This window comes from Mesorhizobium sp. M4B.F.Ca.ET.017.02.2.1 (assembly GCF_003998955.1).
Classification (GTDB): Bacteria; Pseudomonadota; Alphaproteobacteria; order Rhizobiales; family Rhizobiaceae; genus Mesorhizobium; species Mesorhizobium abyssinicae.
In genome coordinates this window covers 17,774-31,320 of record NZ_RZOF01000010.1, presented here as the reverse complement: position 1 = coordinate 31,320, position 13,547 = coordinate 17,774, and the positions used below count along the sequence as shown (strand labels likewise).

The 13,547-nt window shown below is 57.6% G+C and carries 12 protein-coding genes; 10 read left to right on the top strand and 2 right to left on the bottom strand.

Annotation, left to right across the window (positions count from 1 at the left end; genetic code table 11):
• Positions 1 to 2 precede the first annotated feature (2 nt).
• The 4 genes from EN738_RS02845 to EN738_RS02830 all read left to right on the top strand — a co-directional run bounded on the left by EN738_RS02845 (position 3) and on the right by EN738_RS02830 (position 3,275).
• Entirely contained in the window at positions 3 to 251 is a 249-nt protein-coding gene (locus EN738_RS02845; protein ID WP_189523703.1) for an EscS/YscS/HrcS family type III secretion system export apparatus protein, read from the top strand.
• 8 nt (positions 252 to 259) lie between these two features.
• Positions 260 to 1,078, top strand: a complete 819-nt coding sequence (sctT, locus tag EN738_RS02840; protein ID WP_091595845.1) for a type III secretion system export apparatus subunit SctT — start codon at positions 260 to 262, stop codon at positions 1,076 to 1,078.
• Positions 1,075 to 2,112, top strand: coding sequence for an EscU/YscU/HrcU family type III secretion system export apparatus switch protein (locus EN738_RS02835; RefSeq protein ID WP_095521255.1), 1,038 nt, complete (start codon positions 1,075 to 1,077; stop codon positions 2,110 to 2,112). The genes sctT and EN738_RS02835 overlap by 4 nt, the downstream gene beginning before the upstream one ends.
• A 359-nt stretch (positions 2,113 to 2,471) precedes the next feature.
• Positions 2,472 to 3,275 carry a hypothetical protein gene (locus EN738_RS02830; RefSeq protein ID WP_024505378.1) on the top strand — a complete coding sequence of 268 codons (804 nt, stop codon included), beginning with the start codon at positions 2,472 to 2,474 and terminating at the stop codon, positions 3,273 to 3,275.
• Between the two features lie 546 nt (positions 3,276 to 3,821).
• Here EN738_RS02830 and EN738_RS02825 read toward each other — a convergent pair.
• Positions 3,822 to 5,936, bottom strand: a complete 2,115-nt coding sequence (locus EN738_RS02825) for a hypothetical protein (protein ID WP_245494315.1) — start codon at positions 5,934 to 5,936, stop codon at positions 3,822 to 3,824.
• A gap of 1,344 nt (positions 5,937 to 7,280) precedes the next feature.
• On the opposite strand from EN738_RS02825, the gene EN738_RS35305 reads away from it, so the two are divergent.
• From EN738_RS35305 to EN738_RS02795, 6 genes are all read left to right on the top strand, one after another.
• Positions 7,281 to 7,610, top strand: coding sequence for a hypothetical protein (locus EN738_RS35305; protein ID WP_091595908.1), 330 nt, complete (start codon positions 7,281 to 7,283; stop codon positions 7,608 to 7,610).
• Between the two features lie 72 nt (positions 7,611 to 7,682).
• On the top strand, positions 7,683 to 7,925 hold the full coding sequence (locus EN738_RS36095; protein ID WP_236370642.1) for a nodulation protein NopA: 243 nt from the start codon (positions 7,683 to 7,685) through the stop codon (positions 7,923 to 7,925).
• A gap of 116 nt (positions 7,926 to 8,041) precedes the next feature.
• Positions 8,042 to 8,932, top strand: coding sequence for an EscD/YscD/HrpQ family type III secretion system periplasmic domain-containing protein (locus EN738_RS02810; protein WP_029354836.1), 891 nt, complete (start codon positions 8,042 to 8,044; stop codon positions 8,930 to 8,932).
• Positions 8,933 to 9,164: 232 nt separating this feature from the next.
• Positions 9,165 to 11,228 (top strand): type III secretion system export apparatus subunit SctV, encoded by a 2,064-nt coding sequence (gene sctV, locus EN738_RS02805; protein WP_127282367.1) that lies wholly within the window; start codon positions 9,165 to 9,167, stop codon positions 11,226 to 11,228.
• Between the two features lie 53 nt (positions 11,229 to 11,281).
• Positions 11,282 to 11,815, top strand: a complete 534-nt coding sequence (locus EN738_RS02800; RefSeq protein WP_101918715.1) for a tetratricopeptide repeat protein — start codon at positions 11,282 to 11,284, stop codon at positions 11,813 to 11,815.
• A 466-nt stretch (positions 11,816 to 12,281) separates the two neighbouring features.
• Positions 12,282 to 12,752 (top strand): MucR family transcriptional regulator, encoded by a 471-nt coding sequence (locus tag EN738_RS02795; RefSeq protein ID WP_029354830.1) that lies wholly within the window; start codon positions 12,282 to 12,284, stop codon positions 12,750 to 12,752.
• Between the two features lie 222 nt (positions 12,753 to 12,974).
• Here the strand turns inward: EN738_RS02795 and EN738_RS02790 are convergent, their stop codons facing one another.
• Positions 12,975 to 13,187, bottom strand: a complete 213-nt coding sequence (locus EN738_RS02790) for a cold-shock protein (protein ID WP_008874821.1) — start codon at positions 13,185 to 13,187, stop codon at positions 12,975 to 12,977.
• Between the last annotated feature and the right edge of the window lie 360 nt (positions 13,188 to 13,547).

Sequence of the window (13,547 nt, the reverse complement as noted above, 5' to 3'; positions counted from 1 at the left end):
TTATGAGCCAATCACTGGTGGTTTTCATGATCTGGATTCTACCGCCGCTCATTGCATCAGTGGTTGTCGGCCTCGTCATCGGCATCCTCCAGGCGGCGACGCAGATCCAGGATGAAAGCTTGCCGCTCACCGTGAAGCTTCTGGTCGTTGTCGCGGTGATTGGGCTGTTTGCTCCTGTGCTAGGCGCCCCGCTCATAGAGCTAGCCGATCAGATCTTCACCGAGTTTCCCGCAATGACACTTAGCTACTAGTCCGCCCCATGGACGCGCCATCGGCCGATATTCAAATTCTGATCCAGACGGCTCTCGAACTCGTCGTTGCGGCAGGTCTTGGGGCAGCCCGCGCGATGGGCATCATGCTGATCTTTCCCGTATTCACACGCTCGCAGATCAGTGGGCTGATCCGGGGCTGTTTGGCTGTTGGCTTCGCACTACCATGCCTGGCACACGTCAGCGGCGGATTGCCGGCGCTGGATTCTGATACACGCCTGATCCAGCTAACCCTGCTCGGATTCAAGGAAGTTTTTGTCGGTGTACTCCTTGGCACTTTTCTTGGCATTCCGCTTTGGGGCCTTCAGGCTGCCGGGGAGCTTATCGACAACCAACGCGGCATCAGCAGCCCGACCGCTTCGGCCGATCCCGCGACGAACAGTCAGGCTTCCGCGATGGGCGTTTTTCTGGGGATCACTGCGATTGCCATATTCGTCGGATCAGGAGGCCTGGAAACTTTGATCAGTGTCCTGTACCGCAGCTACTTGATCTGGCCGGTGTATCAGTTTCACCCGACACTGAGCGGGCCAGGAGCAATGGAGTTGTTGGGGCTTCTCGACCGCATAATGCGCACGGCATTATTGGTATCGGGGCCTGTCGTGTTCTTCCTGATACTGATTGATATATCGATGATGCTGCTGCGTCGCTTTGCCCCGCAATTTAAGGCGAGCCAACTGTCTCCGGCAATCAAGAACATTGTCTTTCCAGTTCTCATGGTCACCTACGCTGCCTATCTGGTGGAGAGCATGAAACTGGAGGTCACACAAGCCAACGGCGCGCTGGAGTGGTTCGACAAATTGCTGCCATGAGCGACACAAGTGAAGAGAAGACACACGCCGCCAGCCCGAAGAAGTTAAGTGAAGCGCGCAAAAAAGGACAGCTGCCACGTAGCTCCGATTTCGTCCGCGCGGTCGGGACTTGCGCTGGGCTCGGCTACCTTTGGCTAAGAGGCAGCGTGATCGAGGACAAATGCCGGGAAGCGCTCCTATTAGCCACCAAGTTGCAGAGCCTACCTTTCGATACCGCGGTGCCGCAGGCATTGGTTGTGCTCGTCCAACTCACCGTCGCGGCTGTTGGCCCGCTGCTTGGAACCCTCGTCGCCGCGGTGATTTTGGCCAGCCTGCTAGCCAATGGTGGATTTGTCTTCTCTCTGGAGCCGATGAAGCTCAGCTTTAAGAAAATTGACCCCTTTGAAGGGCTGAAGCGCTTGGGGTCTGCTCGTTCCATGGTCGAAGTCTGCAAGACCATGTTCAAGGTATTGGTTCTCAGCGCAACCTTTTCCATTGTCCTTCTCGGGATGTGGAAGACAATGGTCCCTCTGCCGATCTGCGGCATGGGCTGTGTTGGCCTCATCTTTATGGAGACAAAATTGCTGATGGGAATTGGCGCCGGCGCACTGCTGGTCGGCGGACTGATCGATCTCCTGCTCCAGCGCGCGTTGTATCTGCGCGAAATGCGCATGACCAATACCGAAGTGACGCGCGAGTCGAAGGATCAGCAAGGAGCGCCAGAGTTGAAAGGTGAACAGCGTCGCATCCGCGAGGAGGCGGCCGACGAGCCTGCGCTTGGCGTGCATCGCGCCACGCTGGTCTTAACAGGAAGGGCGGTCCTGATCGGTCTGCGTTACGTTCGCGGTGAAACCGGGGTGCCGTTCTTAGTTTGCCGTGCCGAAGGTGAGCGCGTTTCACATGTGTTGAGTGAGGCGCGGGCACTACGCCTGACGATCGTCCATGACCATGTCTTAGCACGTCAGCTGATAAGCACTACAAAACTCGGCAACGCCGTTCCTATGCAATATTTCCAGCCTGTCGCGAAAGCACTCTTTGCCGCAGGCTTGGCCTAGTCATTGGAAGTCCACGACTGCCCAGTTCAAAACTGACCTGGCTCCATGCTAGCTAGTGGCAAATGTCGGCTGGCCATCCGTGCCCCAGTGTCTCTGTCAGGCCAACCGCGCAACCGCGGGCCTGGGGCAATCACTCCCCTCGGATCTGCCACCCAGCAACTACGGCAAGTCCTCCGGCATGACCTTGCAGCCTCTGCTGGCCGGTGCGTGGCGCAGTCCGAGGTTTTGAGGCCGGCAGTGCGGATTTGATTCGTGCAGCCGTTGGAATGCCCTCGTCAGCTAGTCGTCAACTAAGCGACCTATGTTGAACAGCCGTGCTAACTTGAGCTCGGTTGCGAAACATAGGAGTACGAATCGTCATGTATGGTCGAATTGGTGGCTCATCCGATAGTTACCGCGCGCATAATGCCGGCGAGCAATCGGATGCAGGAAGCGAAGGGTTCGCGGACACATTTGCCCGAATGCACTTATCCGGATCGGAAGGTAGCGGCGCCTCATCATCGGCGGCTCCCCAAGCATACTCCCTCAATTCCCGACCTCCTGTGGTGGAGATCAACAGGACTTCCTTCAGGAGACAGGTGAGGCAATTTCATGGTGATGAAATCACGCACATCGCCGACAATCCTCAAGAGTATTCGGAGTTCGTATCGTCACGAGCCAGGCGCACCGCGGACGTTGCTCAGCAATATGGCATCCGTCGAGATACGGAGCACGCGCGATATTTCAGTTACCAATTGGGAGACCGGAGTGCCGGACTGCTGAGAATGGAAGGCGGATTCAGCATGAACGAGTTCGAATCGGAAAGTTGGCGGGAACAATTTCCTGGTCGAACTGAGGTCACTTCCATAGTGGATCTTCAAGTCGCCCATCCGCTCGTCGAAAATGCGGGCGATATTCTGCTGGAGCATCAACTTCGGATAGACGGCGACCGACCGTTGCTGAATTGGCGTGCGGCTAATCCGGAAGCACAAGCGCGCGCGCAGACGATGGGGTTTGTTGAAGTGGATCATGGCGACCTGGTGCTTGACCCTACGCAGCATCCCGACAAATGGACGAAGAACAGTGCCGGTGAGTGGCAGCGTGCAGGCAAACCTCCACTCTATCTCCACAAAACCGAGGACAGCGACAGCAGCGATAGCGGGTCCGACGACGATTTCATGTGATTTGTCGACCCGCCGCCGAGCCTTGCAACTGGTGACGGTTGCAAGGCTGTTGGCAGTGAATGCTGATTGTCCGGCGATCAGCCCCGCCTTAGCGCCAGCGCCGCCGAGCAATCCAGCCCATCTCCCAGACAATAAACTGCGGATGCGCATCGTGGGTGCAGCGGGCGAGCGGATTGTATTCGGGCCGGAACTCCGCCTCTTGGATACGAGCTCTCCCGAATCCAATTTTCTCCACCACACCGTTGGGTCGTTGCAATGCGCCGATCCCGATCGGATCGGCTATGCCTGCTCCGCGCTCGCAGGAAGACCTTCCGCCTCGATCTTGGCGGCGCGATCTCGGCGATAAGTTGGATGGGAGGCAAGATACGCCGCCACGTCAACAGCAGGTAACGCGACATCGCAAATCGGCCCTGACGGTAGCCGATCGACTCCAATCGCCGGACCGCAACTCGCGCAGCGGCATTCGCGGTTTGGCCAGGAGAAATGCTCGCTGACTCACAGCGTGGCCGGCCGCATTCTGCCCTAGACCCCAAAGTACGTGCCCTGTCATGCAGCCTGCGCCGACGGGAGCTCGGCACGCGAATGGCGTGGTTGGCGGCCAAGCCCCGAGGTCAACAAGGACTTACAGAAAGCGGGGGTGAGTTTGCCGCGATGAATTATGACCTTCTCGCGACCGGACCTAGCATCGGCTTCCTCTCGCTCTCGATTGTAGCCGCGCTGTTCGTTGGATTTAACGTGGCAAGCGGTGAATTCGGAATCAGCCAGCCCTTCCAAGTTTCTGGCCATGACGGGGCGACTCGTGTGGATGTGCACCCACATCGGGCTCGGCATCCCACCATTGACCAGCATCTTGGGCTGCAGCTTCATCTCAAACAGCTTTCCTGGCTCGCCACGCAGCGCGACCGGTGCCTCCGGCGGCATCAATTCGTCGGCATTGCACAAATGTTCCAGGTATTTTTGCGCCGGAAATGCGTAGGCCTTCATGCAATCAGTCGTAATGCCGGCTTTTCCTTCATTCAGTGCGTTGGCCTGTCCCAGCACCATGTTCAGCAACCCTTTGAGCTGGTCTGTGCGTTCGTGCACTTTGGGTAGCTGGGTGGAGGTGAGTAGCAGGCGTACATTACGCCCCTGCAACCCGGCGAGACAGGTTTGCATCTCAATGGCCTGGGCTCGCAGGTACTGGGCCACATCGTCCACGACCTTACCGGCCTCCTCAGGCTTCATCTGGCGCACTTGGGAGACGACGCTTTGCTGACCGGCCAGATCGAACTGCAAAAGTTCGTCCAATCGTTTGAGCCGCTCCGTCAATACCTCCATTGACAACGCGGCGCCCCCGATTGTCGAGCCTGCCCCCGACGAACTCGCAGCCACCTCTTGCGCTCTCACCTGTGTACTCGCAACTTGATCCGAGCGCGCGAGAACCTTGGCTGCTGGCACTGTGCCGGCGTTCGCAGCGACTGGTGTTGATGGCTGCCCGGCGGCAGAAGTCCCGGCGCGAGCTGCCGACTTATGCTTTGACTTCCCTTTCCTTCGCCCTGTAGTGCCTTCTGACACTGCAGCCGTACCAGCAGTGTCAGCCGGTATCGCAGCGCCTGCCCTGGCCGGCATCGCAGCGCCCGCCTGGGCCTGTGGCGCCATGATGGCTGACGGCGGAGACTGCAGGTTCAACAAGTGCATGGCATCGTGCGCAGTGATCCATGCATCGTCCACGATCCGTTCGAACAGTTTCAATGGGAGGCCGGCATCTGGGTAGGTATGGCTTAGCTTGGTATGCACCTCGTGCAACGCCAATCCAAAATCCGAAAGCCGCTCCATGATCTTTTCTACAACCGCGCAATCATGAGCGTTGAGTGCTTTGCCATCATCCATTATGCCCTTCGCCAAAGAGAGGGCGCGAAGAGCTTCTTGAACGGCGCTTGCCATCAGCTGCACCACTCCATTTCGACCGACGAGGAGTTCCTTCAAATCTGGCTCGAACCTGCTCGCCCGCAGTTCAATCTTGGCCCGCGCAAGACCGATCCGCTCACGGACCAGCCAGATCCTGACACTCAGTACCGAGCCGGCACGCAGCCGCAGTGCGCACCGCTCGGCTTCCCGCATCACGGGCGTTCCACTGGATAGGCTAGCGGTGGCAGCGCAGGCGGATCGCTGCCGTTCGGAGCGCCATGCCTTTTTTTCCCACCACTTAATTGCCGCCGTATGGTGGTTCTCCACATTTAAAATCAACAGCTCCTGCCGGTCCGCCTGGGAGTAGGAGTAGAGTTTATCGACCATACCTGCCGCTTTCTTGGTCTTTTTGTCCAATTTCGTGATCGTCGACAGGCCAAGTTTGTCTACTTCATTCGCGGCGTCGCACACGATCTGGCAACATCTACGCACCTTGTCGTCTGGCATAATTGTCTGCGCCTCAGCCGCAGGCAGGCTAGCGCGGTACTCCAGAATTGCTGAGGCTGCATCGACGACCCGACTGATCAGCTCCACCGCCTCCTCGGGGACGTCGGTTTTCCTGGCCGCAGCCTCGCAATCAGTCAGTTGTTGAACAAGACTGTTCATTCTGAGCTGTGTCGGACTGATATCTTCATTTGACGATGAGCTGGTGCCTTCCACCTGCGCGGTTGATAGTTGGCTACCGACCGGCGCCATGGCTTCGCCCTCAGACATGGAGGGAGAACCGCGCCGCCTTGCGGCTGCGCCACGTGGCGCTACGGTTCCGCGTGGTGGCGCAGCGGCTCCACGTGGCGGTGCGTTCAGGATTTGATCTTCGCCAATCGAGGCGCCTGGCAGACTTTCGCGGGCATCGCCTGGACCGCGCGCAACTGGAAGGGAGGAGGGCCTCCTATCGGCGTCCCCAGAGCGCATCTGCTCCACAACGGAATCGAATGACTGTCCACCTTCTCCCGCAGCAAGACTTGATTGCGAAAGGGAACTGCTCGCCCGCCCCGCGCGGCTGGCTCCAGTTTCAGCCTGCGATTTCCGTGGTCGGCCAATGCCCTTCATATTGCGTCTCCGTAGTAGGCGAGAATGTGCTGCTATTGTGCTGGCGGCTGACGAGACCAGCGGCATCTTTCGGTTAACGTCACGGTCAGCCAGACCCGCGACGGCGTAATGTTCCCGCCAAAGTGCTTCTCAGTAGCAGGCCAAGATTGGCCCGAGCTCACAGGACTTTCGCATATCGATGTCCTGAGATTATCAGCGCTTCAGTCCGCCGATTTCCAGGAACAGCGAATGAAATCAGACCAACTCGGCTAGCTCCCCTTCCTAGACACGTGCCTGACGATTTTATTGAGGCGTCACTCCTCTCGTTCGCCACCGACAAAGTCACACATTTGCTTCAGAGAAGCGTGTGCGTTGCGTATCGCGCGGGAAACCATTTCGATCTATAGTTACAAAAAGTGTCGAGACGGGACCTTTGGATCCGAAGGTCAGGCACGGCCGGCCTAGATAGACCGCTTGGCTGACGATTAGCTGACGATGGGAGTTCTCACGAACAGGGCAAGAAAATCCGACCGCTTCAAGCTTTCGATATGGTGAGAAGAGGATCCGCACCGGCCTCCCAAAGCCGGCAGACCATCCCATGTTCGTACGGTCGCCGACCTTCTCGAAGCCAATGAGCTCACCGCGCCGGGCCGTGATGTGCAGGCGAGAGAATGGTGATGCAAAGACCGAGTTCCTGCTCGTTGCGTGCGCCCGTGGAGCCAGCAAGAATACGGTCATTGCGGTCATGCAGCACGTGGACCGTGTCTCCTGTTCGACACCACAGCATCGAGGATGCAAACGAGCTGCTGCGGCTGCCATTCGGTCGCGGCATGCGTGGACGGCGGGATTGGCCGAACAGCCGAGATCGTGGTCGACTGTTCGATGCGAGAGCAACATCCTGCAGAGCATACGTTTTTGCGCTGGCCGGTTTTTGTCAAAAGCCGTCAGGTTCTCGAAAGCTCCCGCCCTTAGCTTGATCGAGGTTAACCTTTAACACGTCGCCGCCAATGGCAAATGCCGGAGTACCTGATGATAGCAGCAATTGGGAGTGGAGTTGGCAACCTCGGGACTTCCTTGATCCGAAAGGGCCATGGGGATTCGAAATCCGAGCATTCTGGTGATGGCAAGCCGGCTGGTGGCAATGATGGCAAGCCAGCTGGTGGGAATGATGGCAAGCCAGCTGGCGGGAACGATCGGGCGGATAACCGGACCGTTTCAAATGATCAACTTCAAGACAACTCACAGTCTGCAGCACAAAGTGAAGCCTTCCAAAGTATCCTGCGATCGTTCGCGTTCCAATTCGCGAACGATGCGATGGCTGAGGCCGATGAAGCTTTGGATGACACAGAAGATGCCTGACGCGGGAAAATCCGGCGTGAGGTCATACAGGCCGTTATTGACGGCACAACTCCAACAGAAAAAGGAATGATCATGGCTGCAGTTGATAATAATAAAAAATCAGGCAATACCAACACCAATAGCACTGGCAACACCGATAAAACTACCGGTAGCACTCCCGGCAATACAAGCGGAGCTGATGCTACTGCTTTTCAGGCGCAAGTGCAAGAACTAACCAATGTTAGCTTGGAGGCGACGAAAAGGAGTGTCCAGTTGCGCACTCTAACGACCAATCTCCAGACCATCAAGAAGGCCGCCGACGAACGCGTTTCGTAATGTCGGAAGCGGCTTTTAGACTGCCCCTAGCGCGTCTCCTTATTGACGCGACGTAGTCCCGAAATGAGCCGCATGGCAATTGCCGTGCGGCTTCTATCCTGTTTGAGAGATGCTCTGTGGATGACGCCGTTTCCCTCCGTTTCGAAGTGCTTTCGGGGCTCTATTGCGGACTGACCGGCAAGACGGATCTTCAAACGTGTTTAATCGGCAGCGGCTTCGATGCCGATTTGGTCTTTGTCGAGCAAGGACTGGCACCGCATCATCTTCGTGTAACTCTTCTTGGCAAGTCGATCGAACTCGAGGCGCTTGCACCCGGACTCAGTATCGAGGGCAACCGGAATATCGCCGCAGGCCAGTCCGTTGTTGTGCCCCTTCCTGCCGTCCTGCTCGTAGGCGAGATGTCCATTGCTTGGTCCGTGCAGGATGCAGAGCCGCCTGGTTCGACCGGCATACCGCGCCTACCGATCGGTGTGCTCGCCATGGTCATAATCAGCTCACTCGGGATCGGCGCGCTTTCGGGCATGTTCTCCTATCTTGGCAATGCAAGTGGATCGAGCCCCAATTCACTTCGGGCTGAAGTCGCGTCCAGAACGATCAGTCACCGCGCTGACAATGAACTTACGGGGGCAGCGGCCAAAGAGCTGCAGGAGGAAGTCGATCGAGCGGGTCTTCTCGACGTCAAGATTGGCTCCGCAAAGGGTGTTGTGACCGCCGAGGGCACCGTCACGTCTGAATCGGTCATCAGCTGGCAGAAGCTTCAGCAATCGTTCGATCGTCGCACCAAGGGTACTCTAACACTGGTGAACGGAGTGCTCATCAAAGAGGAGAAGGCGCCATCCGCAATCGCGGTCGAAGCTGTGTGGCATGGGGCCCAACCGTATCTTGTCATCGACAGCGAGAAGTATTTTGTCGGGGCCATTTTGGCTGATGGATGGGTAGTCGATCGTATTGAGGACAGCCGTGTGCTGCTGAGCAGGAATGGCCGCATTGCTGCTCTCCCATATTGAAAGCTCGCAGGCCCCATCAAGCAGCACTCTATGGCCAGCCAAACATCCTGTCGCGCTCGGTGCTGACAAGCTGGCTGCGTTGGAAACATTTGCTGCCCAGCCATTTCGCGCCTGTTTGTGGCTCTCATGCAGGGTCACGCGCTGGCCAAGGCCGAGGCGCCTTCGGAGTTCGAAAGCTACGTTTCAGGGCGTAACAGCAGAGTAAGTCTCAACCGATTGCAAAGGTGTCTCGATGGCCAACGTCCTGCGTGACTTCATCAAGCGTGCGCCGGCCAGCCCGGATTTAATGGTTGCGTTGATGCTGCTTCTGGCTGTCGCGATGATGGTCATGCCTATCCCGGTCGTGGTGGTCGACGCACTGATAGGATTCAATATGGGGTTGGCCATACTGCTGATGATGGTTGCCCTGTATGTCAGTACTCCACTTGATTTTTCCTCTTTGCCCGGCGTTATTTTGATTTCCACTGTATTCCGTCTCGCGCTGACGGTCGCAACGACGCGACTGATCCTGGCCGAGGGGGAGGCCGGCAGCATTATTCATACCTTTGGCGATTTCGTCATCTCAGGCAATATCGTGGTGGGTTTCGTCATATTTCTGGTCGTCACCATGGTGCAATTCATGGTCCTCGCGAAGGGTGCCGAACGGGTGGCAGAAGTGGCGGCGCGTTTCACGCTGGATGCTCTGCCGGGCAAGCAAATGGCGGTCGACGCAGAGCTACGCAACGGCCACATCGATGCCAACGAATCCCGCCGGCGGCGCGCCGAATTGGAGAAGGAAAGCCAACTATATGGCGCGATGGACGGCGCGATGAAATTTGTGAAGGGCGATTCCATCGCCGGGCTGGTGGTTATCTGCATCAACATGCTGGGTGGAATTTCGATCGGTCTGCTCTCCAAGGGCATGTCCTTCGGCGAGGTGCTGCATCACTATACTCTGCTGACGATAGGCGATGCATTGATATCGCAGATTCCGGCCCTTCTGCTCTCCATTACTGCGGCGACCATCGTCACCCGTGTGACTGGGACGGCGAGGATCAACCTCGGTACCGAAATGGTCAGTCAGCTCACGGCCAGTACTCGAGCCTTGCGGCTGGCGGCCGGCGTCCTGGTCGTGATGGGGTTCGTTCCTGGGTTTCCCCTCCCCGTCTTTCTGATGCTGGCCGCAGTGTTCGCTGCGGTAAGCATTGTCAAGGCTGATGTGCTGGGCGCCGGCACTGCCGATGCGAAAGATGGAACTGCAGCGGAGCCTAAGCAAGCCGCGCCTGCGAAGGAATTCCCGATCGCATTTTTTTTAGCGCCAAATCTTATGCAGGCGATCGATCAAGCCGAATTGCAAAAACATATTGGGCGCGTTTCGCTCCTGGTCACAGCCGATCTGGGCATTATCGTTCCCCGCATCCCTGTCTTGGTTGACGAGCAGCTGCCTACATCGCAATTCCGGATAGATGTCGAGGGCGTGCCAGTCGAACAGGACGCGATAGATCCAAGCCAGATGACGCTCCGAGCCGATGTAGCGCACGTCGACTCGAGCGGTATCCCCCTTAGGCGTGAGCCGAAAACGGACAGACTCCCGGTCGAACATACCCCTGCACAGGCCCTTACGGGCGCCGGCACGGAGCATTGGGCTCCCGGCGAACTCCTCGCCTTGCGCGTCCATGCAACGTTGACCCGCTACGCACCGCGATTGGTGGGCATCCAAGAGACCCGACATTTCCTGGGCCGAATGGAGCAGGAATATTCTGATCTTGTGAAAGAGGTGCTGCGCACGACGCCGATTCCTCGGATTGCCGATGTTCTGCGCCGCCTCCTGGAGGAAGGTATCCCAATCCGCCACACCCGTCTCGTGTTGGAGGCATTGGCCGAATGGAGCGAGCGTGAGCAAAACGTTGCCCTGCTGACGGAATATGTCCGTTCTGGTTTGAAGCGACAGATCTGCCACCGCTATGCCAACACCGAGGGCATCGTGTCCGCCCTGGTCGTCGAACGCGAGAGCGAGGATGTGATGCGTGGCGCGGTTCGAGATTCGGATGCAGGCCCCTATCTCGCACTGGAGGATCGGCAAAGCGAAGCGATGCTATCACAGATACGTCAGGTCCTTTCGAACACAGAACCGGGTCAAACCCGCCCTATTCTGTTGACGTCAATGGATGTCCGACGTTTCGTCCGCGGCTTTCTGACGCGAAACGGGATCGATCTCGCCGTGCTGTCTTATCAAAACCTCGCCTCCGACTTTACAATTCGCCCGGCAGGATCCGTCAAACTCCCGCACGGATCGAACAGCGGATTGTTAGAGTAGTTCCACCTTTCCTAACTGAACGCGACCCGCCTCCCTGATAACCGAGAGATAATATGAAATTTGTTAGAAATACAGTTTCTCCATCGCCTATGTTTCTGCGCCGGAGCTCACTTCTTTTTGCCGTACTCGCCATTCTGCCTTTGGGCGGTTGCGCCAGCTGGCAAAAGCCCGCTCTTTCCGTGCAGGAGACATCTTCCCCAGAGTTGCTCAGCGCCGATCAAATCGATCCGGCTATGCGCGAACGCATTTTGCGCGAAGTTGGTCAGGATGTTCAAGAGCGGGCTTTGCGGGATGAGGTGAAGCAGCACCCGGACAATGTTGATGCGGCGATACGGCTTACAAAAGCCTTGGTGGCCCAGAAGCGCCCGCACGAAGCGGTTGAGGTGCTCGACAGCGTCTTGGTTGCAGCCCCAGCAAACGTACGTGCATTGAATGCGAAGGGCGTGATCTTGGACATTGAGGGGCGGCATGACGCGGCACAGGCCCTGTATCGGCGAGCTCTCGAAACCGAGCCAGGGAATCAGATGGTGCAGCATAACTTCAATCTGTCGCTTGCCTTAACGGCAAGTCCGAACAGCCAAGGTTAGCACGATCGCAATAGGTGGGCACAGCGCATGTGCAGCCTATTCCCCGGCTCGAGACGCGCTCGGCTCCCATCATAGATGGCCTCTGAAGAGAGCCATATCTGCGCAAAGCTGTTGCTCCAGATCTGGCCGGCAGAGGTCGGCAGGAGAGCCGGATGACATCTCTCGGCCACCCGCAAGGCCATCCGCCTCGCTTCGTTGCCAGAGCGCCTTCGTGGTTGCCACGCGAGATACGCTCAGGATGGATTTGATTAATTCACGCGCGAATGCCTGCCTCTAACTTGGGGCAGGCGCGACCGCTCCCATAATGCAATACGCTGCCTCTAGGCCGATGGACGATGACGGGATACTTCCCCGAGACTTCAATGGTGGGGAGCAGCGCACCCGTCGATCCATTTGCTTTCAGCGTCAACCGCCACTATGTAGCGACACTTCGCCCGACTGTGTTTCAAGCTGCCCGGAGAAGTTTATGACAGAAGAAGCCCACAACACCGACATCCTCATCGAGCTCACTGCCGATGTTGTATCAGCCTACGTCTCCAACAACCCCGTCCCGGCGGGGGAGCTTCCTGCCCTGATCGCCCAAGTGCACGGGGCTCTAAAAGGCACGGCCGGACTAATACCGGCAGAAGAGCCTGTGCCTGTGAAAAAACCTGCTGTCCCGATCAAAAAGTCGATCGAACCGGACTACATCATTAGCCTTGAAGACGGCAAGAAATTCAAATCGCTAAAGCGCCATCTGTCGACGCACTATGGTCTGACCCCGGACGAATATCGCGCCAAATGGGGTCTGCCGTCGGATTATCCGATGGTGGCGCCGAATTACGCCGCTACGCGCTCCGCCTTGGCCAAGACCATCGGACTCGGCCGCAAACCGAAAGAGCCGGAAGCCCCGGTGCCGGCGCCGGCGAAACGGACCCGCAAAAAGGTCGCAGCCTAAATCCGTATCAACAGTCGTTCGGGACGCGCGGCAGCCGTAGGCCCAATCTGCGCGGAATCAAAAGGCGGGGACGAGCCCCGCCTTTCCCGTCCAAGAGCCTCATTCCAGAGGAATTCGCGACGGCTCCAGCAATCGCTGCCGCGGCATTACCTGGTTGCATGCTCCGGCCGGGTTTCGAGCCGGTCAATGCGTTCGGAGTATGCCGCATCCTTGCCGCACGCGTTAGCCAGCCTTGCTGAGGCTGCCTGCAGAGGACTTGCCGGTGCGGCGATCCTGTTCGACCTCGTAGTTTATCTTCTGGCCCTCATTAAGGGTCGACAGGCCCGCTCGTTCAACAGCGGAAATGTGGACAAAGACATCCTGACCGCCGTTGTCGGGCTGAATAAAACCAAAACCCTTGGTGCTGTTGAACCACTTCACCGTTCCAGTCGCCATATATCCATTCCTTTGTAACAAGTCGCAACTTAGGCAGGCCATTCACGCCAGCCTGATTTGTACACGAGACTTTAGGCGCAGCAAAATCGGAAAATTGCAAGGCCCACTCGACCGCCTGATCTCCAGCAGCACCTGCCACACATGCGAGGCGCGTGCCAGACGAGGCGTATGCCAGACGTTTCGTCGTGCGCTGTCGCTCAAACGTCGACAGAAACAATGACCCAACCCTGCAAACTCGGCACATCTTGTGGACGTGCTTGGGTCGCTGCTCGACCGCAATACCCGCTCCTGACCGATATCGTCGGCCAAAATGACGATGTTTTTGTCATCAGACCGAAAGATCAGGCGCGCAGCGACACT

What these genes read in the sequence shown, in the direction of transcription:
- EN738_RS02835 (WP_095521255.1), top strand. Translation starts at nt 1,075, where the DNA reads ATGAGCGACACAAGTGAAGAGAAGACACACGCCGCCAGCCCGAAGAAG.
- EN738_RS02845 (WP_189523703.1), top strand. Translation starts at nt 3, where the DNA reads ATGAGCCAATCACTGGTGGTTTTCATGATCTGGATTCTACCGCCGCTC.
- sctV (WP_127282367.1), top strand. Translation starts at nt 9,165, where the DNA reads ATGGCCAACGTCCTGCGTGACTTCATCAAGCGTGCGCCGGCCAGCCCG.
- EN738_RS02830 (WP_024505378.1), top strand. Translation starts at nt 2,472, where the DNA reads ATGTATGGTCGAATTGGTGGCTCATCCGATAGTTACCGCGCGCATAAT.
- EN738_RS36095 (WP_236370642.1), top strand. Translation starts at nt 7,683, where the DNA reads ATGGCTGCAGTTGATAATAATAAAAAATCAGGCAATACCAACACCAAT.
- EN738_RS02800 (WP_101918715.1), top strand. Translation starts at nt 11,282, where the DNA reads ATGAAATTTGTTAGAAATACAGTTTCTCCATCGCCTATGTTTCTGCGC.
- EN738_RS02825 (WP_245494315.1), bottom strand. Translation starts at nt 5,936, where the DNA reads ATGTCTGAGGGCGAAGCCATGGCGCCGGTCGGTAGCCAACTATCAACC.
- EN738_RS02790 (WP_008874821.1), bottom strand. Translation starts at nt 13,187, where the DNA reads ATGGCGACTGGAACGGTGAAGTGGTTCAACAGCACCAAGGGTTTTGGT.
- EN738_RS35305 (WP_091595908.1), top strand. Translation starts at nt 7,281, where the DNA reads ATGATAGCAGCAATTGGGAGTGGAGTTGGCAACCTCGGGACTTCCTTG.
- sctT (WP_091595845.1), top strand. Translation starts at nt 260, where the DNA reads ATGGACGCGCCATCGGCCGATATTCAAATTCTGATCCAGACGGCTCTC.
- EN738_RS02795 (WP_029354830.1), top strand. Translation starts at nt 12,282, where the DNA reads ATGACAGAAGAAGCCCACAACACCGACATCCTCATCGAGCTCACTGCC.